Source organism: Azospirillum sp. OGB3, assembly GCF_014192915.1.
In the GTDB taxonomy this organism is placed as follows: Bacteria; Pseudomonadota; Alphaproteobacteria; order Azospirillales; family Azospirillaceae; genus Azospirillum.
Genome location: NZ_JACHYN010000001.1, coordinates 741,918 through 765,906 on the forward strand (window position 1 = coordinate 741,918; position 23,989 = coordinate 765,906).

Sequence of the window (23,989 nt, forward strand, 5' to 3'; positions counted from 1 at the left end):
CCATGGCGAAACAGGACTATTACGAGCTGCTCGGGGTGGCGAAGGGCGCCAGCGCGGACGAGATCAAAAAAGCGTACCGCAAGATGGCGATGCAGTATCACCCGGACCGCAACCAGGGTGACAAGGACGCCGAGCACAAGTTCAAGGAAATCAGCGAAGCCTACGACGTCCTGAAGGACGAGCAGAAGCGCGCGGCCTACGACCGCTTCGGCCACGGCGCCTTCGAGAACGGGCGCGGCGGGGCCGGCGGCTTCGGTGGCTTCGATTTCGGCGGCGGTGGCGGCGGCTTCGCCGACATCTTCGACGAGATGTTCGGGGAATTCATGGGCGGGCGCCGCGGCGGCGGTGCCGCGTCCGGCCGCGGCCAGGATCTGCGCTACAATCTGGAGATCGGGCTGGAGGAGGCCTTCAAGGGCACCACGGCCAACGTCCGCGTTCCCTCCACCGTCGCCTGCGATTCCTGCAGCGGCTCGGGTGCCGCGGCGGGGACCCAGCCGGTCACCTGCCCGACCTGCCAGGGCCACGGCAAGGTGCGCGCCCAGCAGGGCTTCTTCACCATCGAGCGCACCTGCCCGGCCTGCCACGGCCAGGGCCGCGTCATCAAGGACCCCTGCAAGAGCTGCGGCGGCGCCGGGCGCCTGCGCAAGGAGAAGACCCTCCAGGTCAACATCCCCGCGGGTGTCGAGGACGGCACGCGCATCCGTCTGGCCGGGGAGGGCGAGGCGGGCTTGCGCGGGGCGCCGCCGGGCGACCTCTACATCTTCCTGGCCATCGCGCCGCACCCGATCTTCCAGCGCGACGGCGCCAACATCCACTGCCGGGTGCCGATCCCCATGACCACCGCGGCGCTGGGCGGCACGGTGGAGGTGCCGACCATCGAGGGCAGCCGCACCAAGGTGACGGTGCCGCCCGGCACCCAGTCCGGCCACCAGTTCCGCATCAAGGGCAAGGGCATGTCGGTGCTGCGCAGCCAGCAGCGCGGCGACATGTACATCCAGGCCGTCGTCGAGACTCCGGTCAACCTGACCAAGAAGCAGCAGGAGCTTCTGCGCGAGTTCGACACCGCCGGCAAGGAAGGCTCCCACCCGCAGTCCGAAGGCTTCTTCGCCAAGGTGAAGGAGCTTTGGGAAGACCTGAAGGACTGATCGCCGTCCCTTCGTTCCGACCACAGGAAAAGGCCCGGTTCCCAGCCGGGCCTTTTTCATGCGCGCCGCGTGCTTTTGCCCCGGTGGTATGACCACTTCGGCGTTGACAGCGGCGGGCGGCGGGAAGACTGTCCCGGCAAATCACGTACAAATGCGTTGATGCCACAGGCCGCGCCGCATACGCACGTATCCCTGGAAATCACAGCAATTGCCGTTGCCGATGGGGGGCATCGCGTGTATCAACAAGCGCTTAATCTCCTCAGACGGTTCGCGGAGAGGGCATTCCAGGCGGTGAGCGGCGATCTCTCCTTCGAGCAGTTGCGCGACCTGATGCATCCGGGCGGCCACACCCCGATCATCCAGCGTCGCCGGGCCGTCCTGATCCATTCCCGCGTCCGCATGGTCGCGGCGGTGTTCGCGGTGCTGACGCCGCTGTGGATCGTCATCGACGTCTTCATCTTCCCCTGGCCGCTGTGGGGTTATCTGGCCGGCCTGCGGCTGGTGTCCAGCTTCGCCTTCGGCGCGCTGGCGCTCGGCTACCGGATCTGCGACGACATGGGCAGCGCGTGGCGGGGGCTGGCCCTGCTGCTGGCGGTACCGACGGTCTTCTTCCTCGCCTCGCACCCCATGCTGAACGAGGACATGATCGCGGGAAGCGCGCTGGCGGTGGCCGCCGGCTACGCCTTCCTGCCCTTCGTGATGGTGGCGGGGCTCAGCGTCTTCCCGTTGACCGCGCTGGAGGGGCTGGCCTTCGCGACGCCGATGCTGGCGGCCCACATGCTGGCCGGGGTCTACGGCTCGCTGGTCTTCCCGTTCCCCTCCTACCTGGGCGCCCTATGGCTGCTGGTGCTCATCATGGTGGTGGCGACGCTGGCGGCGATGAGCCAGTTGCACTTCATGATGGCCCTGGTCGATCAGGCGTCGCACGACGGGCTGACCGGCGCCTTCTCCCGCCGCATCGGGGAGGAACTCCTGCGGCTGCAATTCGCCCATGCCCAGCGCTCGGACCATCCGCTGTCGGTGATCTTCTTCGACCTGGACAATTTCAAGTCGATCAACGACCGCTTCGGCCACGACCAGGGCGACAAGCAGCTCGGGCGGGCGGCGGAGTCGATCCGCGCCATGCTGCGCCAGTCCGACGTGATGGTCCGCTGGGGCGGGGAGGAATTCGTGGTCATCATGCCCAACACCGCCCGCCAGGGCGCCCTGACCGCCGTGGAACGGCTGCACGAGCGGGGCTTGGGCAAGCGCCCGGACGGCACCCTGCAGACCGCCAGCGTCGGCGTGGCCGAATACCTCCACGACCGCCCGGTGGACTGGGAAAGGCTGGTCGATCTGGCCGACCAGCGCATGTACGCGGCCAAGCAGTCGGGCAAGAACCGCATCGTCGCCGACGACCGCGTCCCCGAACCGGCCTGACCCTTTCTGTTTCAGTCGTTGCGCAGCAGCGGGGCGGAGGGCTGGCCGAGCGCCCGCCACGTCCCGAGGAAACCGAAGGCCAGCGTGATCGCGGTGCTGAGCAGCGCCGTGGTCAGCACCGCCGAAGGCAGGAAGGTCCAGTCCCAGCGCATCAGGAAGGTCATCACCGCCCAGGCGGTGATGGTGCCGATGACCCCGGCAATGGCCGCGGTCAGGATGCCCAGCAAGCCGTATTCCAGCAGGAACGCCTTCAGCACGTCGGCCCGCGTGGCGCCCAGCACCTTCAGCACCACCGCGTCGTAGACCCGGCGGCGGTGCCCGGCGGCGACCGCCCCGGCCAGCACCAGCGTGCCGGCGGCCAGCGTGATGCCCGCGGTGACGCGCACCGCCGTGCCGATGTGGCCCAGCATGGTGCCCACCGTGTCCAGCGCGTCCTTCACCCGCACCAGCGTCACGTTGGGGAAGCGCTGCAGGACGGAGCGCTGCACCTCCGGCTCCGCCGCCGGGGTGCTGCGGACGGTGGCGATCCAGGTCTGCGGCGCGCGCTCCAGCGTGCCTGGCGCGAAGACCATGGTGAAGTTGATGGCCAGCGTCGAGAAGTCGGCGGCGCGGACGTTGGCGACCTTCGCCTCGATGGTGCGGCCCAGGATGTTGACGCCCAGCGTGGCGCCGGGACCGATGCCGAAGGCGTTCGCCACATTCTGGTGGATGGAGATCAGCGGCGCTCCCTTGTAGTCCTCCGGCCACCAGGAGCCGGCGACGATCTCCGAATGCTCGGGCAGCTTGGCGGAATAGGTCACGCCGCGGTCGCCGGACAGCACCCAGGACTGCTCGGGGTTGATCAGCGCCTTCTCCGCCGGCCGGCCGTCCACCGTCTCGATGCGCCCGCGCAAGGACGGCACCGCCTCGAACCCGCTGGTGCCGGGCAGGGCGGTCAGCGTCTCCTTCAGCGGCTCGAACTGGTCGGGCTGGATGTCCACGAAGAAGAAGCTGGGCGCGTCCTTGGGGATCGTCTCGTTGACCCGGCGGGAGAAGTTGCCCTCGATCAGCGCGATGGCGACCAGCACCGTCAGGCCGAGGCCGAGCGACAGCACCACCGCCCCGGTCGGGTTGCCGGGCCGGTGCAGGTTGGCGAGCGCCAGCCGCAGCCCCGGACGGCGCGGCCGCCCCGCCGCCGCGGCCCCGCGCACCACCAGCCAAGCGGCCACGCGGAAGGCGAGGAAGGTGGCGATAGAGCCGCCGACGAACCAGGCGGCGAACATCTTGTTGTGGGCGGTGGCGACGGCCAACCCGGCCAGAGCCGCCACGGTCAGCGCCATCGCCGCCAGATAGACGGCGCGCGGGCGGCCTCCGGCGGGGGCGACCACGTCGCGGAACTGCGCCGCCGCCGGCACCTCCCGCGCGCGGCCCAGCGGCCACAGCGAGAAGGTCAGGGCGGTCAGCAGGCCGTAAAGCGCGGCCAGGGCCAGGGCGCTCGGGTAGACGCCGATCCGGGTGGGCACCGGCAGCACCTGATCGAGCAGCGACCCCAGCCCCAGCGGCGCCACCGCGCCGAGCAGCAGCCCCAAGAGGATGCCCAGTCCGGACAAGGCGAGGATCTGCAGCAGATAGACCTGGAAGACCAGATCGCCCGGCGCACCCAGGCATTTCAGCGTGGCGATGGTGCGGGCGCGCGAGTCGAGATGGCTGCGCACCGCGTTGCCCACCCCGACCCCGCCGACCAGCAGGGCGGTCAGCCCGACCAGCGTCAGGAACAGCGTCATGCGGTCGATGAAGCGCTCGATCTGCGGGGAGGCGTTGGTGAAGTCGCGGACCCGCCAGCCGGCGTCGGGGAAGCGCGCCGTCAGCGCCTTCTGCCACGCCGCCACGTCGGTGCCCGGCGGCAGGGCCAGCTTGGCGGTCCAATAGACGATGCTGCCGGGCTGGAGCAGGCCGGTGCCCTCCAGCGACGGCAGGCCGATCATCACCCGCGGCCCCAGCGAGAAGGCGCCATTGGACGCGCGGTCCGGCTCCCGCGTCAGGACTCCGCGCACGGCGAACTCGCTCTCGCCCAGGCGCAGCGTGTCGCCGGTCTTCAGCCCCAGCCGGTCGAGCAGCCCGTCCTCGACCAGCGCGCCCCAGCGCCCGTCGCGGTTGGCCAGCGCCGTGTGCAGGTCGCCCTCCGGCGCCAGCGCAACGGAGCCGTAGAGCGGGTAGACGCCTTCCACCGCCTTCAGCTCGACCAGCGTGGACCGCTGGTCGTCGGCGGAGCGGGCCATGGCGCGCATCTCCACCGACTGCGACAGGCGCCCGGCCTGTTCCAGCCAGGCGCGCTGCTCGTCGGTCGGCGGGGCGTAGATCTGGCGCAGCGCGACGTCGCCGCCCAGGATGGCCCGTCCGTCCGCCTGCAGGCCCGACAGCACGCCGCCGGAGACGGAGTTGACCGCGGCGATGGCCGCGACGCCGAGCGTCAGGCAGGCCAGGAAGATGCGGAAGCCCTTCAGCCCCCCGCGCAGCTCGCGGCGGGCCAGTCGGAAGGCGAGGGCGAGGTTGGTCATCGGTGCGTCCGGTGGGATGTGTGGGTGGTGGTGGGGGTGGTCACGTCGGGCCCCCACCCAACCCTCCCCCGCTTTCGCAGGGGAGGGCTTGATCTCCTCCCCCTGCGAAGCGGGGGGAGGTCGGGAGGGGGGCGCGACGCGACCACTCCCCCCCGGACATCTCAGTCCCCCGCCACGCGGACGCGCTCGGCGCGGGCGGCCGTGCCGTCGTCGACGATGCGCCCGTCCATCAGGCGCACGGTCCGGTCGCAGCGGTCGGCCAGGGACGGGTCGTGGGTGATCAGCACCAGCGTCGTGCCGCGCCGCTCGGCGAGGTCGAACAGCAGTTCCACGATGGTGGCGCCGGTGCCGATGTCGAGGTTGCCGGTCGGTTCGTCGGCCAGCAGCAGCGACGGCTCGGCGACGAAGGCGCGGGCCAGGGCGACACGCTGCTGCTCGCCGCCGGACAACTGGCCCGGATAGTGGGTCAGCCGGTGGCCCAGCCCGACCGCCTCCAGCCCGGAGCGCGCGCGGTCGAAGGCGTCGGCGGCCCCGGCGAATTCCAGGGGGATGGCGACGTTCTCCAGCGCGGTCATCGTCGGCACGAGGTGGAAAGCCTGGAAGACGATCCCCACATGGTCGCGGCGGAAGCGCGCAAGCCCGTCCTCGTCCAGCCGGCCCAGATCCTGTCCGGCGACGCGCACGGTCCCGCCCGTGGGACGTTCCAGCCCGGCCATGACCATCATCATGGTCGATTTGCCGGAGCCCGACGGGCCGACCACGCCGACCCGTTCACCGGGCTGGATGCGGAGATTCAAGCCTCTCAGGATGTTGACGGGTCCGGCCGCGCTGTCCAATCTCAGATGCACCTCGTCGAGATCGACGATGGTGGACTCAACGGAATCGGGTCGGGACATTGGCATGCGTCTCTGGAACGGGCGGGGAAATGGGCGGGAAAACCTCACGCCATATGGCATGGTGCGCCGCCATTTCAACATGGCCCTCCTTCGGTCGGGGCTGGCCGCTCTCGCCGTCGTTGCGGGAATTGGCGCGGCAATCGGCATGACCGCCCCCGCGTTCGCCCAAGGTGGGCCGGGGAAGGGGCCTTACACCCTGCTGGGGCTCGGCGACAGCCTGACCGCCGGCTACGGCCTTCCCGAAGCGCAGGCTTTCACGGTGCAGTTGCAGGCGGCGCTGCGGGCGAAGGGCTACGACGTGACCGTCGTCAACGCCGGCGTGTCGGGCGACACCACGGCGGGCGGCCTGTCGCGGCTCGACTGGGCGCTGGCCGACAAGCCGGACGCCGTGCTGGTGGAGCTGGGGGCGAACGACATGCTGCGCGGGCTCGATCCCGCCGCGGCGCGCGCCAACCTCGACGCCATCCTGAAGCGGCTGACCGGCGAGACGCTGCCCGTGCTGCTGGCCGGCATGTACGCCTCACCCAGCCTGGGCCGTGCGTACGGAGACCGCTTCAACGCCATCTACCCGGATCTGGCGAAGGCGTACGACGTACAGCTCTATCCGTTCTTCCTGGACGGCGTGGCGGCCGACGCCGCGCTGAACCAGCCCGACGGCATCCATCCCAACGCGGCCGGCGTGAAGGTGATCGTGGAGCGCATCACGCCCCACGTCGCCCGCCTTCTGGACGGCATCGCCAAAAGCGGAGACTGACACCCATGGCGACCCCGGCCGGCGACACCGCCACCGAGACTTATTTCAAGGCCGCATCGGCCACCGGCACCGAATGGGGCGCCGTCGTCAAGTCGTGCCTGGACGAACTCGGGGTGGTGGAGGGCTGCAACCTCGGCTTCCTCTACATCACCGACGCGCTGGCCGAGCACGCGACGAGCATGGTCACGCTGCTGCGCGGCGTCACCGGCATCCGCGACTGGGTGGGCACGGTCGGCATCGGCGTCTGCGCCAACGACGAGGAAATTTTCGACAAGCCGGGCATCGCCGTGATGGTGGCCCGCCTGCCGCCGGAGGGCTTCCGCCTGTTCCCGGTGGTGTCGGGCGACATGGAGCCGCTGCGCCGCATGGCCGGCGGCTGGCTGGACAAGCACGGCGCCATGCTGGCGCTCGCCCACGCCGACCCGCGCCACCAGGATTTGGCCGGGCTGGTCGTTTCGCTGGCGGAATCAACGGGGGCCTTCCTGGTCGGTGGTCTGTCGGCCTCGCGGTCGGAGTTCCCGCAATTCACCATCCCCGGCAACACCGCCACGATGGTCGGCGGGCCGGTGGCCGACGGCGGCGTGTCGGGCGTGCTGTTCGCGCCGCAGGTGCCGGTCGCCACCGGCCTCAGCCAGGGCTGCACGCCCATCGGGCCGGTGCGCACCATCACCGCCGCGGAGGACAACGTCGTCCTGGAGATCGACGGGCGCCCGGCGCTGGAGGTCTTCAAGGAGGACATCGGCGAGTTGCTGGCCCGCGACCTCAAGCGGGTGTCCGGCTACATCTTCGCCGGCCTGCCGATCGCCGGCAGCGACACGGCGGACTATCTGGTTCGCGACCTGATCGCCATCGACCCGCGCGCCGGCTGGATCGCCGTCGCCCATCATGTGCAGAGCGGCCAGCCCATCCTGTTCACCCGCCGCGACCAGCAGAGTGCCGAGGCCGACATGCGCCGCATGCTGGCCAATCTGAAGAAGCGCGTGAAGACCACCCCGAAGGGCGCCCTCTACGTCAGCTGCATCGCCCGCGGCCCCAGCCTGTTCGGCGAGGGCAGCCAGGAACTGGCGCTGATCCGCGAAACCTTCGGCGACATCCCGCTGGCCGGATTCTTCGCCAGCGGCGAGATCTCCAACGCCCGCCTGTACGGATACACCGGCGTGCTCACCCTGTTCCTTTAAGGACCATAGCGAAATGCAATACCGTCCGCTCGGCCGCACCGGCCTGTCGGTCAGCGCCATCGGCCTGGGCACCATGACCTGGGGCCGCCAGAACAGCGAGGCCGAGGGCCACGCCCAGATGGATTACGCGCTCGGCGAGGGCGTGAATTTCTGGGACACGGCGGAGATGTACGCCATCCCCCCGACCGCCGACACGTACGGACGTACGGAGGAGGTGATCGGCACCTGGTTCAAGGCGACCGGCAAGCGCGACCAGGTGATCCTGGCGAGCAAGGTCGTCGGCGCCACCGACGGCGGCTTCGCCTGGGTGCGCAACGGCGAGGCCAAGCTCGACCGCGCCAACATCTTCGCGGCGGTCGAGGCCAGCCTGCGCCGGCTCCAGACCGACTACATCGACCTGTACCAGCTCCATTGGCCCGACCGCTCGACCAACCGCTTCGGCGCGCGCAACTACGTCCATCGGCCGGAGAAGGACGGCACGCCCATCGAGGAGACGCTGGCGGCGCTTGACGAGCTGGTGAAGTCCGGCAAGGTCCGCCACATCGGCGTGTCGAACGAGTCGCCCTGGGGGGTGATGCAGTTCCTCAAGCTGGCGGAGGACAAAGGTCTGCCGCGCATCGCCTCGATCCAGAACGCCTACAACCTGCTGAACCGGACCTTCGAGCAGGGTCTGGCCGAGGTGTCGCTGCGCGAGGACGTCGGGCTTCTCGCCTATTCACCGCTGGCCGCCGGCACGCTGACCGGCAAGTATCTGGACGGCGCTGTTCCCGCCGGCACCCGCCGCGCGCTGGATCACCGCAAGTCGCGCTACGCCACCGTCAACGCCGACGCGGCCACCAGGGAGTATCTGGACGTCGCCCGGCGCCACGGCCTGTCGCCGACCCAGATGGCCATCGCCTTCACCCTGCAACAGCCCTTCGTGGTGTCCTCGCTGATCGGCGCGACGACGATGGAGGACCTTAAGTCCAACATCGCGGCGGTGGACGTCACGCTGTCGGACGAGGTGCTGAAGGACATCGAGGCGGTCAACGCCCGCTATTCCGACCCCTGCCCGTAACCGTTCCGGAACGCCAATGATCCGTCTCTTCGTCGCCCTCGATTTTCCGGAGGAGGTGCGCCGGCGTCTGGCGGGGCTGGGCGGCGGTGTGCCCGGCGCCCGCTGGACCGACGCGGACAATCTGCACCTGACGCTCCGCTTCATCGGGGAGGTGCCGGAGGATCAGGCGGCGGAGATCGACGAGTCGCTGGCGCAGATCGCGGCGCCGGCCTTCGATCTGGTTCTGGACGGCGTGGGCGTGTACGGCAGCGGCCGCAACGCCCGCGTCCTCTGGGCCGGGGTGGAGCGCAGCGACGCCTTGTCGCACCTCCAGTCCAAGGTCGAGTCGGCGCTGGTCCGCTGCGGCCTGCCGGCGGAAGAGCGCAAATTCTCGCCCCACGTCACGCTCGCCCGGCTGAAGGACGCGCCGAAGGACCGGATCGGGCGCTTCGTCGAGGAGCGCGGAATGTTCCGCGCCGGTCCGATCCGGGTGGAGCACTTCACGCTCTACCGCAGCCACTTGGGCAAGGGGGCCGCGGTGTACGAGGCGTTGTCGGAGTACGGGTTGGGGTGACGGGCGGGCGGCGCCTTAAAGCGGCACGCCCTTGATCATCCGCGGCAGTTCGCCGACCACGCCCATCGCGTGCCGCATGAAGAAGCGCTTCAGCGGCGGCAGGCGGTTGACGACGGCCATGCCGACGTCGCGGGCCAGCTTGATCGGCGGGATGTTGTTCGAGAACAGGTGCACCAGACCGTCGCAGACCACGGCCAGCAGCACCGTGTCGAAGCGGCGCCAGCGCTGGAAGCGGGCCAGCACTTCCGGCGAGCCCACGTCCAGCCCCAGCCGGTGCGCGTCCACGATCACCTCGGCGAGCGCCGCCACGTCGCGCAGGCCCAGGTTCAGCCCCTGGCCGGCGATGGGGTGGATGGCGTGGGCCGCCTCGCCGATGAGCGCCACGCGCTCGGCGATGAAGCGCTCGGCCAGCAGGACCGACAGTGGCCAGGCGTCGCGCCGGGTCACCAGCTCGATGTCGCCCAGATAACCGCCCGACCGCCGGGTCAGCTCGTCGATGAACTGGTCCTCCGGCAGCTTCAGATACATGTCGACCAGCGACCGCTTCTCGCTCCACACGATGGAGGAGCGGTTCCCGGTCATCGGCAGCACGGCGAAGGGGCCGTTGGGCAGGAAATGCTCCACCGCCACGCCGTTGTGCGGCTCCGAATGGCGGATCGTGCAGATGATCGCGGACTGGTCGTAGGCCCAGCTGCGCAGCTTGATCCCGGCGCTCTCCCGCGCCAGCGAGCGGCGCCCGTCGGCGCCGACGACCAGCCGCGCCTTAACCACCCGGCCGTCGGCCAGCCTCACCGTGGCGCCGGCGCGGGTGCGCTCGATCGACACCGCCTGGGCCGGGGCCAGATGGTGCAGGCCGGGCAGCTCCTTGGCGCGGGCGAACAGGGCGCGGCGCATGTCCTTGTTGTCGAGAATCCAGCCGAAGGGCTGGTTCTTGCCGTCCCAGGTCAGTTCCGTGTGGTCGTAATGGACGAACAGGGGTGAGAACTGGTCGGCCACCCGGATGTCGAGGATCGGGCCGGCGTCGGGCTCCATGTGCTTCCACACGCCCGCCCCCTCCAGCACCTTCATCGAGGCGTAGGCGACCGCCGTGGTGCGGATGTCGAAGTCGTCTTCCGCCTGCCGGTCCGGGCTGTCGCGGTCGATGCAGACGACCGGAACGCCCGCGGTGGCCAGGGCCGCCGCCATGCTGAGTCCGGCCAGTCCGCCGCCCAACACGACGACGTCGGTCGTGATCTCCTGCGCTGCGGTGGTGCCCGATTCGGTCATGATGGCGCTGCCCTTCGATCAGTGTAGACGGGTACGAACAATCGTTCCGCTCGGTCCGGATGTCCAGCGGCGCGGCGTCGCGGCCGCCGAATTGCGTAAATCTTGGGCACGACCTGCCCAATCGATCGGCGAAACAGCCAAAAACCGCTGAAAAGGGGTGATTCTGCAACCGGCACGATTTTTGAAGACATTGATTTTTGCGGTCGAGGCGAACACGCTCGAGTCACGTTCGGGAAACCCGCCGTCACGGCGGGATCGGCCGAGGGGGGACCGGGCGACCGCGAGGGCCCGCAAACACGCATACCAAGGGGAAGCCACATGAAACTGGTTATGGCCATCATCAAGCCGTTCAAGCTCGACGAAGTGCGCGAGGCGCTGACGTCGCTCGGGATTCAGGGCCTGACGGTGAGCGAGGTGAAGGGCTTCGGACGCCAGAAAGGTCAGACCGAGATCTACCGCGGCGCCGAGTATTCCGTGAGCTTCCTGCCCAAGGTGAAGGTCGAGGTCGCGGTGTCCGACGACCAGTACGAGCAGGTGGTCGAGGCGATCCAGAAGGCCGCCAACACCGGCCGCATCGGCGACGGCAAGATCTTCGTGCTGGACATCGCCCAGGCCGTGCGCATCCGCACCGGCGAGACCAACACCGAAGCTCTCTGAGGCGGACTGGAAGAAGCGGACAGGGCGGGGCGTCACGGCCCGGCCCCTCCCGCAAGGGGGGAAGGCGTGTCCGCTTTTTCTTGCCGCGGGGAATCGATGATCTGCCCGGTGACTTGACGCCGGGCGCGCCAGTCTTTCCACCGTGGCGCCAAGGCCGCCGGAACGGGCGGCGTATGCTTTCCCTTGACCGGGCTTCGTCCGGTTTTGTGCCCTTGTGCCGGGACTCCACCGCCGGTAGGATCGTTTCCGTTTCGTATCGGGCAGAGGCCCCCAGAGGCCCCTGACGGGCCGTGCCCCTCGGGGCCGGCCCGGCCTTCTCGGGCCGTCCTCATGGAAAGGATTCTCGGCGGCATGTCGCTCCCGGACCTCGGCACCTTCGCTCTCGTCAACGACCGGCTCGACCGGCTGTCGGACTACCCCTTCACCCGGCTGGCGGCGCTGCTGGCGGGCGTGACGCCGCGCACCAACGCCGAGCCGATCATGATGTCGGTGGGCGAGCCGCAGCACCAGCCGCCGGCCATCATCGACGAGACGCTGCGCGCCAACGCCCATTTGTGGGGCAAATACCCGCCGGTCGGCGGCACGCCGGAGTTCCGCGAGGCGGTGGGCGCTTGGCTGACCCGCCGCTACGCCCTGCCGGACGGCCTGTTCGACGCCGAAACGTCGGTCCTGCCGGTGTCCGGCACGCGCGAGGCGCTGTTCCTGCTCGCCCTGCTGGCGGTGCCGCCGTCCAAGGCAGGCCGCCAGCCGGCGGTGCTGATGCCCAACCCCTTCTACGCGCCCTACGAGGGGGCGGCCCTGCTGGCGGGGGCGGAACCGGTGTTCCTGCCCTCCACCCGCGAGACCGGCTTCCTGCCCGACCTCGACGCGCTGACGCCGGAGCTGCTGGAGCGCACGGCGCTGTTCTACCTCTGCACCCCGGCCAACCCGCAGGGGGCGGCGGCCGACGCCGCCTATCTGGAGCGGGCGATCGGGCTGGCGCGGCGCTACGGCTTCATCCTGGCGGTGGACGAGTGCTACGCCGAGATCTACCTGGACAAGCCGCCGGTCGGCGCGCTCCAGGTCGCCTCGGGCCTCAACCATGAAGGGAAACCCTGGGCGAACATCCTGGTCTTCCATTCCCTGTCCAAGCGGTCGAGCGCCGCCGGGCTGCGGTCGGGCTTCGTGGCCGGCGATCCGGAGCTGATGTCCCGCTTCACCCGCCTGCGCAGCTATTCCAACGCCGGAATGCCCCTTCCGGTGCTGGCGGCCAGCGCCGCCCTGTGGCGGGACGAGGCCCATGTCGAGGAGAACCGCGCGCTCTACCGCGCCAAGTTCGACGCGGCGGAGGCCGCGCTGAAGGGGCGCTACGGCTATTACCGGCCGGACGGCGGCTTCTTCCTGTGGCTGGAGGTCGGCGACGGTGAGGAGGCGACGCGCCGCCTGTGGGCGGAGGGCGGCATCCGCGTGCTGCCTGGCGCCTATTTGACCCGCTGCAACCCCGGCGAGGCCAATCCCGGCGCGCCCTTCATCCGCATCGCGCTGGTGAACGACGCCGAGACGGTCGCCCACGCCTGCGCCACCATCGCCCGCATCCTGGGATAAGGGCCGCCTGATCCGGCTCAAGTCACCCCGGTCTTTCGCCCCGAAGGACGGGTTCGGTACAGCACGTTCTTGAGGACCTTCTGCCCATGGCACGACCCGCAAGCCCCCGCAGCGGAAGCGGCAAAAGCGCCGGAGCGCGGCCCGCCGGAGCACGGACGGAGAAGCCGCCCTTCTTCTCGCCCGCCACGCGCGCCTTCGTGGTGGCGCGGGCGCGCGAGATGGCGGGCTTCGCGCTGGGCGTGGTCGGTCTGGTGCTGATGGTCATCCTGGGCAGCTACAACCCGGCCGATCCCTCGTGGAACGCGGTTCCGGCGGCGGACGTCCACATCCACAACCTGTTCGGCCGGTTCGGTGCCCACTTGGCCGACGTCCTGATCCAGTCGCTGGGCTGGGCGGCCTATCTGCTGGCGCTTGTCCCGATGATGTGGGGCTGGCGCCTCAGCCTGCAGAAGAGCGTCCGGCACCCGCTGTTCCGCAGCGTGCTGGCGGTGTGGGGCGTGCTGCTGGTCGCCATGTTCCTGGCCGGGATGGGGGGCGGGGGCAATGACCCGCTGAACGGCCATCCCGGAGGCAGCTTCGGCATTGTGCTGCTGGACGGGGTCAGCAAGCTGCTGCTCGGCAGCCCCGGCAACCCGTTGGTCGGCACCGTGGCCGGGGTGGCCGGCGGGCTGATCCTGTTCGTCGCCATGGGCCTGTCGATCCGCGAATGGGCGGCCAGCCTGCGCGAGACCGCCGCCGGCCTCGCCCGCCTCGGGCGGGGCGCGCGGGCCGGCATGTCCTTCGTGCGCGACAAGGGCGCGGAGGCCGCGCGCAATGCGGTTCACCAGACCGGTGGCCTGCTGCGCCGGGAGCCCAGCCTCGCGACCACGGACAGGAAGACCGCCGAGCCGATGCCCGACGACACTCCCGACACGGAAAGCGGCGCCATCACCCTGCGCGCCGCGCCGCGCGGCCGCCTGTCCGACTCCATCAGCGTCGAACCGCGCGTGGAGGCCAAGACGCGCACCGTCCCGGTGGTCACCCCGCCCGCCGGGGGCAAGACGAAGGCCGCCGACCAGGGGCGCCCGTCCAAGCAGGCCGCCCTCAATCTGGAGGAGGCGGACGGCTACGAGCTGCCGCCCCTCGACCTGCTTCAGATCGTCCCGACCAGCGTGCGCGGCGAGAAGGTGGACGAGGCGGCGCTGCGCGAGAACGCGGTGAAGCTGGAGGGCGTGCTGTCCGATTTCGGCGTCCGCGGCGAGGTGCAGAAGGTCCATCCCGGCCCGGTCGTCACCCTTTACGAGCTGGAGCCGGCCCCCGGCACCAAGTCGTCCCGCGTCATCGGCCTGGCCGACGACATCGCCCGCTCGATGAGCGCGGTGTCGGTCCGCGTCGCCGTGGTGCCGGGCCGCAACGTCATCGGCATCGAGCTGCCCAACGCCAAGCGCGAGACGGTGCTGCTGCGCGAGCTGCTGGCCGGCGACGTCTTCGACAAGACGGCGGGCAAGCTGTTGCTGGCGCTCGGCAAGGACATCGGCGGCCAGTCGGTGGTGGCCGACCTCGCCCGCTTCCCGCACCTGCTGGTCGCCGGCACGACGGGCTCGGGCAAGTCGGTGGCGATCAACACGATGATCCTGTCGCTGCTCTACCGCTTGGCCCCCGACCGCTGCCGCTTCATCATGATCGACCCCAAGATGCTGGAGCTGTCGGTCTATGAGGGCATCCCGCATCTGCTGACACCGGTCGTCACCGACCCGAAGAAGGCGGTGGTCGCCCTGAAATGGACGGTGCGGGAGATGGAGGACCGCTACCGCAACATGTCCAAGCTGGGCGTGCGCAACATCGAGGGCTACAACGCCCGCCTGCGCGAGGCCCGCGCCGACGGCGAACTGCTGACCCGCCGCGTCCAGACCGGCTTCGACCCCGACACCGGCAAGCCGATCTTTGAGGAGCAGCCGCTCGACCTGAAGGAACTGCCCTACATCGTCGTGATCGTGGACGAGATGGCCGACCTGATGCTGGTGGCCGGCAAGGACATCGAGGCGGCGATCCAGCGCCTCGCCCAGATGGCCCGCGCCGCCGGCATCCACCTGATCATGGCGACGCAGCGCCCGTCGGTGGACGTCATCACCGGCACCATCAAGGCCAACTTCCCGACGCGCATCAGCTTCCAGGTCACCTCCAAGATCGACAGCCGCACCATCCTCGGCGAGCAGGGGGCGGAGCAGTTGCTCGGCCAGGGCGACATGCTCTACATGGCCGGCGGCGGCCGCATCACCCGTGTCCACGGCCCCTTCGTCGCCGACGGCGAGGTGGAGCAGGTGGTGAAGTTCCTCAAGACCCAGGGCGAACCGAGCTACGTCGACGCCATCACCGAGGAGGACGACGAGGACGGCGGCTCCTTCGACGACGGGTCGGGTGCCGGCGGCGGGTCGGGCGACGACCTTTACGACAAGGCCGTGGCGGTGGTCTGCCGCGAGCGCAAGGCGTCCACCAGCTTCATCCAGCGCCAGCTCCGCATCGGCTACAACTCCGCCGCCCGTCTGATCGAGCGGATGGAGACCGAAGGCGTGGTCAGCAAGCCCAACCACGCCGGCAAGCGCGAGGTCCTGGCCCGCAACATCGAGGAGTAGCGGCCCTTGCCCCCACCCCAGCCCTCCCCCGCTGCGCAGGGGAGGGAGTTTAGCGCGAAGCGGCGGCAGTCCCCTCCCCTGCGTTAGCGGGGGAGGGTCAGGGTGGGGGCACCGTGAGTTCGCTTTAATCCTTGGAACCACCACCGCCACGCCCCATTTCCGCCCGGAACGTCCGGTTACCTAGCAGGCATCATGAAGATCCCGTTCCGCCGCATTCTGGCTGCCGCTGCCGTCGCTCTGTCCGTTACCACGGCGGGGGCGATCCTCGACCCCGCGCTCGCCGCGCCGCGCGCCGCCGCCCTGTCCGCCCAGGATCAGGCGCTGGTCGCCCAGGCGGAAAGCTATCTGAACGGCATCGGCACGCTCCAATCGAAGTTCGTGCAGGTCGCCCCGAACGGGCACCAGACCGCCGGCACCTTCTACCTCGCGCGTCCCGGCCGGATGCGGCTGGAGTACGACCCGCCGGTGAAGGACTTCGTCGTCGCCGACGGCGCCTTCATCTTCTATTGGGACGGGGAGATGCGGCAGCAGTCCAGCGCGCCCATCGGCAGCACGCTGGCCGACTTCATCCTGCGCAAGAACATCCGGCTGTCCGGCGACGTGACGGTGACCGGCGTCTATCAGGCGCCGGGGCTGGTGGAAATCAGCCTGACCGAGACCAAGGACCCCGGCAAGGGCACCCTGACTCTGGTCTTCGAAGACCGGCCCTTCCAGCTCCGCAAATGGCGGGTGCTGGACGCCCAGGGGCTGACGACCGAGGTGGCGCTGATGAACCCGCGCGAGGGCATGCAGTTCGACTCGAAGCTCTTCTACTTCATCGAACCCAGCAAGAGCGACTACGGCCGCAACAACTGATTTGCCCCAACGAATTTGCACGGAAGTCGCGCGAATCCCGCCACTGCGACAACCCGCCGCCGCAACGAAGTCCTCATGATCCTGTTGCCGTGATGCATCGGGCGCGCTCACCCGCCCCCGGTGCACTCGAACGGATGAGGGGAGACGAGACATGGCTACGGAGGCGATGTATGAGGCCCGGCGGGTCCAGGGCATGAACGATCTGCTGGCGCGCAACTGGTGGGCGCTGGCGTTGCGCGGCGCCGCGGCGGTGATGCTCGGCCTGCTGGCCTTCCTTCTGCCGGGGGCGACGGTCGCCACCCTGGCGATTCTTCTTGCGGTCTATCTGCTGATGGACGGGCTGTTCGCCATCGTCGGCGGCGTCCGCGCCGCCCAGGCGCAGGAGCGCAGCCTGCCCTTCCTGCTGGACGGCGTGGTCAGTCTGGTGGCGGGCGCCGTGGCCCTGCTGTGGCCGGAGGCGAGCCTGTTCGCGCTGATCTTCGTCATCGCCGCCTGGTCGGTCATCACCGGCTTCGCCAAGATCATGACGGCGTGGCGCATGCACCGCACCCACGGCAAATGGGCCTGGGGCGTGGCCGGCGCCCTGTCGGTGCTGTTCGGCTTCGGCATGTGGGTCCTGCCGTCGCTGGGCCTGCTGGCCGTGGCGCTGGGTGTCGGCAGCTATCTGATCGCCTATGGCGCGCTGGCCATCATCACCGCCGTCCGCCTGCGCCGCTGCCTGCACGACCGGAACCACCCTTCCAACCACGGCAACGCCGTGGCGGCGGAATAAAGCATCATCGACCGGGGGCGATGCGGCGGTAGCCGAGCGCCTCCGCGATGTGCGGGCGGCGCACGCCGCCCCCGCCGTCCAGATCGGCGAGCGTGCGGGCGACGCGCATGACACGGTGATAGCCGCGGGCCGAGAGCTTCAGCCGCTCCGCCGCCTCGGTCAGCAGGGCGCGGCCCGGTTGGTCGGGGGCGGCGGCCTTTTCCAGCAGTTCGCCGTCCGCCTCGGCGTTGGTGCGCACCGCCCGGCCCTCGGGAAAGGGGCCGAAACCGGCGTAGCGCTCCGCCTGGACGGCGCGGGCCACCGCCACGCGGGCGGCCACATCGGCGCTGCCCTCGGCGGGCGGCGGCAGGCTGAGGTCGGCGGGGCTGACGGCCGGCACGTCGATGTGCAGGTCGATACGGTCGAACAGCGGCCCACTGATCTTCGACTGGTAGTCGGCGGCGCATTTCGGGGCGCGGGCGCAGGCCAGCGACGGGTCGTCGAGATGGCCGCAGCGGCAGGGGTTCATGGCGGCGATCAACTGCACCCGCGCCGGGTAGGTCACATGGTGGTTCACCCGGCTGACGACGGCCTTGCCGGTCTCCAAGGGCTGGCGCAGCGCCTCCAGCGTGCCGCGCGGGAATTCGGGAAGCTCGTCGAGAAACAGAACGCCTTTGTGAGCGAGCGAAATCTCGCCGGGCTTGGCGCGCGACCCGCCGCCGACCAGGGCGGGCAGGCTGGCCGACTGGTGCGGCGACCGGTAGGGGCGCTGGCGCAGCAGTCTGCCGCCCTCCAGCAGGCCGGCGACGCTGTGGATCATCGAGACCTCCAGCGCCTCCGCCGGGTCGAGCGGCGGCAGCAGACCCGGCAGCCTCGCCGCCAGCATCGACTTGCCGGAGCCGGGCGGCCCGATCATCAACAGATTGTGCGATCCGGCGGCGGCGACCTCCAGCGCGCGCTTGGCCGTCTCGTTGCCCTTCACGTCACGCAGATCGAGCGGCGCCTCGGCGCTCTCCTGGATGCGCGGCCGGGGGCGGGTCAGCACCTGCTGGCCGCGGAAATGGTTGATGAGGGCGAGCAGCGTGGCGGGCGCCAGCACGTCCAAACCTTCGCCCGCCCAGGCGGCCTCGCCGCCGCAGGCCTCCGGGCAGATCAGGCCGCGGTCGTGGGCCAGCGCGTTGATGGCGGCGGGCAGCACCCCCGCCACCGGGGTCAGCGCCCCGTCCAGCGCCAGCTCGCCCAGCGCGCAATAGCGGCTCATCTCCAGATCGGGCAGCACGCCCATGACGGTGAGCAGGGCCAGCGCGATGGGCAGGTCGAAATGGCTCCCCTCCTTCAACACGTCCGCCGGGGCGAGGTTGACGGTGATCCGCTTGGCCGGCAGGGCGAGGCCGAGCGCGTGCAGTGCCGCCCGCACCCGCTCCCGGCTCTCGGCCACCGCCTTGTCGGGCAGGCCGACCACGGTGAAGGCGACGATGCCGCCGGACATCTGCACCTGAACATCGATGTCCAGAACCTCGATGCCCTGGAACGCAACCGTGTTGATCCGCGCAACCATGCCAGACGCCATGCTTTTGGAAATGCACGCGAGTGTATGGTCCGCTCGTTTATTTTGCCAGGATAACGTGTTTGAGAGGCGAGTCGGGCCCGTACGCTTGCGCGCGTCAGCCGGCCTCCTTGTCTGTCGCATCCGATTCGATGTGCCAAAGCAGGGCGGGAACGCGGGCCTTCAGAACCCGCCGAATATCCGTTCCGGAGGCGGTGGTGCCGAAGCTGCTCAATCTCAGAACCCGCCCCGTATAGAAATTGGCGCGGCTTGGCCGGATGAGGTGCCGGCTGTCCTCTGAGACTCTCAAAACATACGTGGATGGCGCGCGTTTCGCTCCCCAAAGACGACCATGTTCAGCCGATGTGATGCCTTCCCATCGTATGGGGGATACGGTTTGCCCATAAATGAACAAGCCAGTCTCGTCCGCTTTGATAAGCGGCCCCTTGTAGGGCACTGTGGCCAGAACCTCCATGAATTCATGGCTTGCTACGACAGTGACGGCGATGCCTATCCAGGCACGGACCTGAGCCAAGTTGAACGAGATGATCAAATACAAACCATACGAAGCCAAGCAAGCGGCGGTTGCCAGTAAGAAAAGCTGCTGGGCTTTTGAGGAGTAGGCGATGAACGAGTCATCATTATTTTCGCTTCTCATCAATTGTATGCCTATTACAATTTGCGAGTTTTCTTTGAAAAATGCCTTGGCATCAGCATGACGAAAAAGGGTTGCGTGTTTTTGGCGCCGGCGATAGAAAGGTAGCAATGCCGATCTCCATGATTTCGCACGGTATAGAAACTACAATTAAATTCAACTCATCCGTTCCTCGCTCCATGAGAACGCCGGCAACGGATTTTTGGGAAGCTGGGTGATCTGCCCTATCTTTGGGGAAGAACACACCGAACAAGGAACCGGGACCGTGCAGCTTCTTCTCAGCACCTGGGCCGAGGCCGAGGCTTACCTGAAGACCTCCAAGGGCATCATCCTGCCCATCGGCTCCACCGAGCAGCATGGGCCGAACGGGCTGATCGGCACCGACGCCATCTGCGCCGAGGTGGTTGCCCGCGGCGTCGGCGACGCCACCGGGGCCATGGTCGGGCCGACCATCCCGGTGGGCATGGCCGTGCACCACATGGATTTCGCCGGCTCGATGACGCTGAAGCCCTCCACGCTGATTGCCCTGCTGCGCGACTATGTGATGTCGCTGGCCGAGCATGGATTCGAGCGCTTCTTCTTCGTCAACGGCCACGGCGGCAACGTCGCGTCCGTCCGCGCCGCCTTCTACGAGATCTACGCGGAGAATCGCGCCCTGCGCGGCCGGCAGGCGCCGGAGCTGCGCTGCACCCTGGTCAACTGGTGGGAGAATCAGGAGATCGGCCGCCTGTCGCGGGAGCTGTTCGGCGGCAAGGAAGGCTCTCACGCCACGCCCAGCGAGGTGTCCCTGACCCAGTACGCCTATCCCGAGTCGATCAAGACGGCGGCGATGGACCCGGAGACCGCGTCGCCCGGAGGCTTCTACGACGCCCGCGACTTCCGGCGCCGCCACCCGGACGGGCGCATCGGCTCCGCCCCCGGCCTCGCCTCGCCGGAGCACGGCAAGCGCCTGTTCGAGACGGCGGTCGAGGCGATTTCCCGCCAGTACGGCGCCTTCCTGGCGGAGGCCTGAGCGGAAAGCCCGCGGAAAAGCCATCCTGCGGCCTTGAACTCGGGCGGGGCTTCACCGCATCATCCCGCGCCGAGACAACGATTGGGGGAAACAGCCGTCATGCCGAACCGCCAGAGGCGCACCGCGCTCGCCATCACCATGGGAGCGGTCCTCGGGCTGGCCGGTGCGCTGGCCGCCGGTCCGGTCCTTGCGCAAACGGCTCCCCGCACGGATCTGGTGGTCGGGATGCGGCTGGAGCCGCCGCACCTCGACCCCACGGCGGGGGCGGCGGCGGCCATCGACGAGGTGACCTACGCCAACCTGTACGAGCCGCTGACCCGCATCGACGCCGAAGGCAAGGTGGTGCCAGGCCTCGCCGAGAAGTGGGAGGTGTCGGCGGACGGGCTGACCTACACCTTCCATCTGCGCAAGGGGGCGAAGTTCCACGACGGCACCGACGCCGATTCGGCGGACGTCAAATTCTCGCTCGACCGCGCGCGCGGCGCCGACTCGGTCAACGCGCAGAAGGGCTACTTCGCCGCCATCGCCGGGGTGGAAGCGCCCGACGCGCGGACCGTGGTGGTCACCCTGTCGCGGCCCGACGGGCTGTTCCTCTTCCATATGGCGTCGGGCGACGCCGCCATCGTCGCGCCGGAGTCGGCGGGCGCCAACAAGCAGACCCCGGTCGGCACCGGCCCCTTCAAGTTCGAGCGCTGGGTGGCCGGCGACCGGGTGGTGCTGGTGCGCAACCCCGACTATGACGGGCCGAAGCCGGCGCTGGAGCGCGTCACCTTCCGCTTCATCAGCGACCCGGCGGCCCAGGTCGCCGCGCTGAAGGCCGGCGACATCGACAGCTTCCCGCAATTCGACACCTACGAGGCGCTGCCCCAGTTCCGCGACGACGGGGCCTTCACCGTCATGGTCGGCACGACGGAGGGGGAGACGATCCTTGGCACCAACAACGCCCGCAAGCCCTTCGACGATGTCCGGGTGCGCCGGGCCATGGCCCACGCCATCGACCGCAAGACGCTGATCGACGGCGTGCTGTTCGGCAATGGGGCGGCCATCGGCAGCCACTTCCCGCCGCACCGCGCCGGCTATGTCGACCTGACCGGCCTCTACCCCTACGACCCGGACAAGGCCAAGGCGCTGCTTGCCGAGGCCGGCCTTGCAAACGGGTTCGAAACGACGCTGCGCCTGCCGCCGCCGATCTACGCCCGCCGCTCCGGCGAACTGATCGCCGCCATGCTCGCCGAGGTCGGCATCCGCGTGACGGTCGAGCCGATGGAGTGGGCGCCCTGGCTGGAAAAGGTGTTCAAGGGCAAGGATTACGACCTGACTTTGATCGCCCACACCGAGCCGCTGGACATCGACATTTACGGGCGCCCCGACTACTACTTCAACTACCGCAGCGAGCGCTTCAACGCCGTGGGGGCGGAGTTGGACCGCACCCAGGACAACGCCAAGCGCAACGCCCTCTACGGCGAGCAGCAGCGCATCCTGGCGGAGGACGCGGTGAACGGCTTCCTCTTCATGCTGCCTTCGGCCACCGTGCAGAAGTCGGCGGTGCAGGGCATGTGGGTCAACCGCCCGATCCAGGCCAACGACGTCACGGGCGTCCGGTGGAAGTGATCCGGCGCGGCCGGACCGGACCCGGCGGGGGCTGACCCGCGTGCTCGCCTTCCTGGTGCGCCGTCTGCTGACCCTGGCGCTGACGGCGTGGCTGGCCACGCTGGTGGTCTTCGCCGTGCTGGAGGCGATCCCCGGCGACCCCGCCCTGGTCATGCTGGGCACCAGCGCGCAGCCGGAGGCGGTGGCCGCCCTGCGCGCCCAGATGGGGCTCGACCGGCCCTGGCCCGTCCGCTACGCCGGCTGGGTCGGCGGCATGCTGCACGGCGATTTCGGGACCAGCCTGACCTACGCGCGCCCGGTCGCCGGGCTGGTCGCCGACCGGCTGGCCATCACCCTGCCGCTGGCCGGGCTGGCGCTGGTCCTCTCGGCGGGAATCGCCATTCCGCTGGGCCTGTTCGCCGCAGGTCGGCAGGGGCGGGCGGGGGATTGGGCGGTCATGGCCTTCGGCCAGATGGGCATCGCGGTGCCCGGCTTCTGGTTCGCCATCCTGTTGATTTTGCTGTTCTCCGTGCGGCTCGGCTGGTTCTCCGCCGGCGGCTTTCCGGGATGGGAGGCCGGGGCGGGGCCGGCGCTGAAGGCGCTGCTGCTGCCCGCCGTGGCGCTGGCCCTGCCGGAGGCGGCGATCCTGGCGCGCATCACCCGCACGGCGGCGCTCGACACGCTGCGCGAGGAGTATGTGCGCACGGCGGTCGCCAAGGGCCTGCCGCGCCGCGCGGTGCTGCGGCGCCATGTGCTGCCCAACGCGCTGATCCCCGTCGCCACCATCCTCGGCCTGCAATTCTCCTTCCTCGTCGCCGGGGCGGTGGTGGTGGAGAACGTCTTCACCCTGCCGGGGCTGGGCCGGTTGCTCTATCAGGCCATCGGCCAGCACGACCTGATCGTGGTGCAGAGCGTCGTCGTGCTGCTGGCGGTGACGGTGGTGGCGGTCAACGCGCTGGTCGACATCGTCTGCGCGGCCATCGACCCGCGCCCGCGGGTGACGGCATGAGGCGGCTCGTCCAACGGGTGCGCCGGCTTCCGGTCAGCCTGCTGCTGGGCGGACTGCTCACCGCGCTGGTGGTCGGAGCGGCGCTGCTGTCGCTGGTCTGGACGCCCTTTCCGGCGGAGCAGGTGCGGGTGGTCGCCCGGCTTCGCCCGCCGGGACCGGTCCATTGGCTGGGCACCGACCATTTCGGGCGCGACGTGCTGTCGATGATCCTGGTCGGCGCCCGCAACTCGCTGGCCGTCGGGGCGGCGGCGGTGGCGCTGGGCGCCCTGCTGGGCGTGCCGCTGGGGCTGGCCGCCTCCGCCTGGGGGCGCTGGGGGGACGAGGCGGTGGCCCGGTTGGGCGACCTGCTGTTCGCCTTTCCCGCGGTGCTGACGGCGATCCTGCTGACGGCGGCGCTGGGGGCGGGGGCGGTGAACGTCGTCCTGGCGCTGGGCCTGTTCAACGCCGCGGTCTTCGCGCGGGTGGCGCGCGGGGCGGCGCTGGCCGTCTGGCGGCGGGACTTCGTGCGGGCGGCGCTGGCTCTGGGGCGCGGGCCGCTGTCGGTGACGCTGGTGCATGTGCTGCCCAACATCGCCGGGGTGGTGATCGTCCAGGGGACGGTGCTGTTCGCCGTGGCCGTGCTGAACGAGGCGGCGCTGAGCTATCTGGGGCTCGGCATCCAGCCGCCCTCGCCCTCCTGGGGCAAGATGCTGGGCGACGCGCAGACCTTCCTGTTCACCGCCCCCCTCCAGGCGATCTTTCCGGGGGCGGCCATCGCGGTGACGGTGCTGGGGCTGAACCTGCTGGGCGACGGCCTGCGCGACGCGCTGGACCCGCGCCACCGCTCGGCGGGGCTCCTGTAAACTTGACACAAGACGGTTTGGCTTGTGTCAACTGGCATGGTGTCCCCTCTCCCCAGAGGGGAGAGGGAAAT

20 protein-coding genes are annotated in these 23,989 nt (G+C 69.7%); 15 read left to right on the forward strand and 5 right to left on the reverse strand.

The features are described from left to right. Positions 1 to 2: 2 nt before the first annotated feature. Entirely contained in the window at positions 3 to 1,145 is a 1,143-nt protein-coding gene (dnaJ, locus tag FHW79_RS03515; RefSeq protein ID WP_183177651.1) for a molecular chaperone DnaJ, read from the forward strand. A gap of 291 nt (positions 1,146 to 1,436) precedes the next feature. Next, positions 1,437 to 2,564: a diguanylate cyclase gene (locus FHW79_RS03520; protein ID WP_183177652.1), complete on the forward strand. Its 1,128-nt coding sequence runs from the start codon at positions 1,437 to 1,439 to the stop codon at positions 2,562 to 2,564. 11 nt (positions 2,565 to 2,575) lie between these two features. On the opposite strand, the gene FHW79_RS03525 is transcribed toward FHW79_RS03520, so the two are convergent. Then, positions 2,576 to 5,101, reverse strand: coding sequence for an FtsX-like permease family protein (locus FHW79_RS03525; protein ID WP_183177653.1), 2,526 nt, complete (start codon positions 5,099 to 5,101; stop codon positions 2,576 to 2,578). A gap of 161 nt (positions 5,102 to 5,262) precedes the next feature. Beyond that, complete coding sequence (locus FHW79_RS03530; RefSeq protein WP_183177654.1) at positions 5,263 to 5,997, reverse strand: ABC transporter ATP-binding protein; 735 nt, start codon at positions 5,995 to 5,997, stop codon at positions 5,263 to 5,265. Positions 5,998 to 6,142: 145 nt separating this feature from the next. On the opposite strand from FHW79_RS03530, the gene FHW79_RS03535 reads away from it, so the two are divergent. Genes FHW79_RS03535 through thpR form a run of 4 tightly spaced genes read left to right on the forward strand, consistent with a single transcriptional unit; the run spans position 6,143 to position 9,539 of the window. Further along, the gene (locus FHW79_RS03535; protein WP_247884138.1) at positions 6,143 to 6,751 is read left to right on the forward strand and encodes an arylesterase; all 609 of its coding nucleotides are present in this window, start codon (positions 6,143 to 6,145) and stop codon (positions 6,749 to 6,751) included. 5 nt (positions 6,752 to 6,756) lie between these two features. After that, positions 6,757 to 7,929: an FIST N-terminal domain-containing protein gene (locus FHW79_RS03540; RefSeq protein ID WP_183177655.1), complete on the forward strand. Its 1,173-nt coding sequence runs from the start codon at positions 6,757 to 6,759 to the stop codon at positions 7,927 to 7,929. A 13-nt stretch (positions 7,930 to 7,942) separates the two neighbouring features. Beyond that, positions 7,943 to 8,986, forward strand: coding sequence for an NADP(H)-dependent aldo-keto reductase (locus tag FHW79_RS03545; RefSeq protein ID WP_183177656.1), 1,044 nt, complete (start codon positions 7,943 to 7,945; stop codon positions 8,984 to 8,986). A gap of 16 nt (positions 8,987 to 9,002) precedes the next feature. Then, a complete protein-coding gene (gene thpR / locus FHW79_RS03550; protein WP_145676298.1) occupies positions 9,003 to 9,539 on the forward strand; it encodes an RNA 2',3'-cyclic phosphodiesterase in 537 nt (178 codons plus the stop codon). A 15-nt stretch (positions 9,540 to 9,554) separates the two neighbouring features. Here thpR and FHW79_RS03555 read toward each other — a convergent pair whose 3' ends face one another. Continuing rightward, the gene (locus FHW79_RS03555; protein WP_183177657.1) at positions 9,555 to 10,805 is read right to left on the reverse strand and encodes a UbiH/UbiF/VisC/COQ6 family ubiquinone biosynthesis hydroxylase; all 1,251 of its coding nucleotides are present in this window, start codon (positions 10,803 to 10,805) and stop codon (positions 9,555 to 9,557) included. A gap of 318 nt (positions 10,806 to 11,123) precedes the next feature. Here FHW79_RS03555 and glnK point away from each other — a divergent pair, with 318 nt between their 5' ends. The 5 genes from glnK to FHW79_RS03580 all read left to right on the forward strand — a co-directional run bounded on the left by glnK (position 11,124) and on the right by FHW79_RS03580 (position 17,285). Beyond that, the gene (gene glnK / locus FHW79_RS03560; RefSeq protein WP_035670687.1) at positions 11,124 to 11,462 is read left to right on the forward strand and encodes a P-II family nitrogen regulator; all 339 of its coding nucleotides are present in this window, start codon (positions 11,124 to 11,126) and stop codon (positions 11,460 to 11,462) included. A gap of 351 nt (positions 11,463 to 11,813) precedes the next feature. Next, positions 11,814 to 13,046, forward strand: coding sequence for an aminotransferase class I/II-fold pyridoxal phosphate-dependent enzyme (locus tag FHW79_RS03565; protein ID WP_247884139.1), 1,233 nt, complete (start codon positions 11,814 to 11,816; stop codon positions 13,044 to 13,046). Between the two features lie 86 nt (positions 13,047 to 13,132). Continuing rightward, a complete protein-coding gene (locus FHW79_RS03570; RefSeq protein ID WP_183177659.1) occupies positions 13,133 to 15,658 on the forward strand; it encodes a DNA translocase FtsK in 2,526 nt (841 codons plus the stop codon). Between the two features lie 192 nt (positions 15,659 to 15,850). Next, positions 15,851 to 16,513 (forward strand): outer membrane lipoprotein carrier protein LolA, encoded by a 663-nt coding sequence (locus FHW79_RS03575; RefSeq protein WP_183177660.1) that lies wholly within the window; start codon positions 15,851 to 15,853, stop codon positions 16,511 to 16,513. A gap of 151 nt (positions 16,514 to 16,664) precedes the next feature. After that, the gene (locus FHW79_RS03580; RefSeq protein ID WP_183177661.1) at positions 16,665 to 17,285 is read left to right on the forward strand and encodes an HdeD family acid-resistance protein; all 621 of its coding nucleotides are present in this window, start codon (positions 16,665 to 16,667) and stop codon (positions 17,283 to 17,285) included. A gap of 4 nt (positions 17,286 to 17,289) precedes the next feature. On the opposite strand, the gene FHW79_RS03585 is transcribed toward FHW79_RS03580, so the two are convergent. Next, complete coding sequence (locus tag FHW79_RS03585) at positions 17,290 to 18,822, reverse strand: YifB family Mg chelatase-like AAA ATPase (RefSeq protein ID WP_183177662.1); 1,533 nt, start codon at positions 18,820 to 18,822, stop codon at positions 17,290 to 17,292. 106 nt (positions 18,823 to 18,928) lie between these two features. After that, the gene (locus tag FHW79_RS03590; protein ID WP_183177663.1) at positions 18,929 to 19,576 is read right to left on the reverse strand and encodes a hypothetical protein; all 648 of its coding nucleotides are present in this window, start codon (positions 19,574 to 19,576) and stop codon (positions 18,929 to 18,931) included. Between the two features lie 154 nt (positions 19,577 to 19,730). Here FHW79_RS03590 and FHW79_RS03595 point away from each other — a divergent pair, with 154 nt between their 5' ends. The 4 genes from FHW79_RS03595 to FHW79_RS03610 all read left to right on the forward strand — a co-directional run bounded on the left by FHW79_RS03595 (position 19,731) and on the right by FHW79_RS03610 (position 23,918). Beyond that, a complete protein-coding gene (locus FHW79_RS03595; RefSeq protein WP_137139492.1) occupies positions 19,731 to 20,477 on the forward strand; it encodes a creatininase family protein in 747 nt (248 codons plus the stop codon). 99 nt (positions 20,478 to 20,576) lie between these two features. Then, complete coding sequence (locus tag FHW79_RS03600; RefSeq protein WP_183177664.1) at positions 20,577 to 22,088, forward strand: ABC transporter substrate-binding protein; 1,512 nt, start codon at positions 20,577 to 20,579, stop codon at positions 22,086 to 22,088. A 40-nt stretch (positions 22,089 to 22,128) separates the two neighbouring features. Beyond that, positions 22,129 to 23,076, forward strand: a complete 948-nt coding sequence (locus tag FHW79_RS03605; protein WP_183177665.1) for an ABC transporter permease — start codon at positions 22,129 to 22,131, stop codon at positions 23,074 to 23,076. Further along, on the forward strand, positions 23,073 to 23,918 hold the full coding sequence (locus FHW79_RS03610; RefSeq protein ID WP_183177666.1) for an ABC transporter permease: 846 nt from the start codon (positions 23,073 to 23,075) through the stop codon (positions 23,916 to 23,918). Before FHW79_RS03605 ends, FHW79_RS03610 begins: the two co-directional genes overlap by 4 nt. Positions 23,919 to 23,989: the final 71 nt, after the last annotated feature.

Coding starts and splice junctions, on each gene's coding strand:
- dnaJ (WP_183177651.1), top strand. CDS start 3: ATGGCGAAACAGGACTATTACGAGCTGCTCGGGGTGGCGAAGGGCGCC.
- FHW79_RS03525 (WP_183177653.1), bottom strand. CDS start 5,101: ATGACCAACCTCGCCCTCGCCTTCCGACTGGCCCGCCGCGAGCTGCGC.
- FHW79_RS03530 (WP_183177654.1), bottom strand. CDS start 5,997: ATGTCCCGACCCGATTCCGTTGAGTCCACCATCGTCGATCTCGACGAG.
- FHW79_RS03535 (WP_247884138.1), top strand. CDS start 6,143: ATGACCGCCCCCGCGTTCGCCCAAGGTGGGCCGGGGAAGGGGCCTTAC.
- FHW79_RS03540 (WP_183177655.1), top strand. CDS start 6,757: ATGGCGACCCCGGCCGGCGACACCGCCACCGAGACTTATTTCAAGGCC.
- FHW79_RS03545 (WP_183177656.1), top strand. CDS start 7,943: ATGCAATACCGTCCGCTCGGCCGCACCGGCCTGTCGGTCAGCGCCATC.
- thpR (WP_145676298.1), top strand. CDS start 9,003: ATGATCCGTCTCTTCGTCGCCCTCGATTTTCCGGAGGAGGTGCGCCGG.
- FHW79_RS03555 (WP_183177657.1), bottom strand. CDS start 10,805: ATGACCGAATCGGGCACCACCGCAGCGCAGGAGATCACGACCGACGTC.
- glnK (WP_035670687.1), top strand. CDS start 11,124: ATGAAACTGGTTATGGCCATCATCAAGCCGTTCAAGCTCGACGAAGTG.
- FHW79_RS03565 (WP_247884139.1), top strand. CDS start 11,814: ATGTCGCTCCCGGACCTCGGCACCTTCGCTCTCGTCAACGACCGGCTC.
- FHW79_RS03570 (WP_183177659.1), top strand. CDS start 13,133: ATGGCACGACCCGCAAGCCCCCGCAGCGGAAGCGGCAAAAGCGCCGGA.
- FHW79_RS03575 (WP_183177660.1), top strand. CDS start 15,851: ATGAAGATCCCGTTCCGCCGCATTCTGGCTGCCGCTGCCGTCGCTCTG.
- FHW79_RS03580 (WP_183177661.1), top strand. CDS start 16,665: ATGGCTACGGAGGCGATGTATGAGGCCCGGCGGGTCCAGGGCATGAAC.
- FHW79_RS03585 (WP_183177662.1), bottom strand. CDS start 18,822: ATGGTTGCGCGGATCAACACGGTTGCGTTCCAGGGCATCGAGGTTCTG.
- FHW79_RS03600 (WP_183177664.1), top strand. CDS start 20,577: ATGCCGAACCGCCAGAGGCGCACCGCGCTCGCCATCACCATGGGAGCG.
- FHW79_RS03610 (WP_183177666.1), top strand. CDS start 23,073: ATGAGGCGGCTCGTCCAACGGGTGCGCCGGCTTCCGGTCAGCCTGCTG.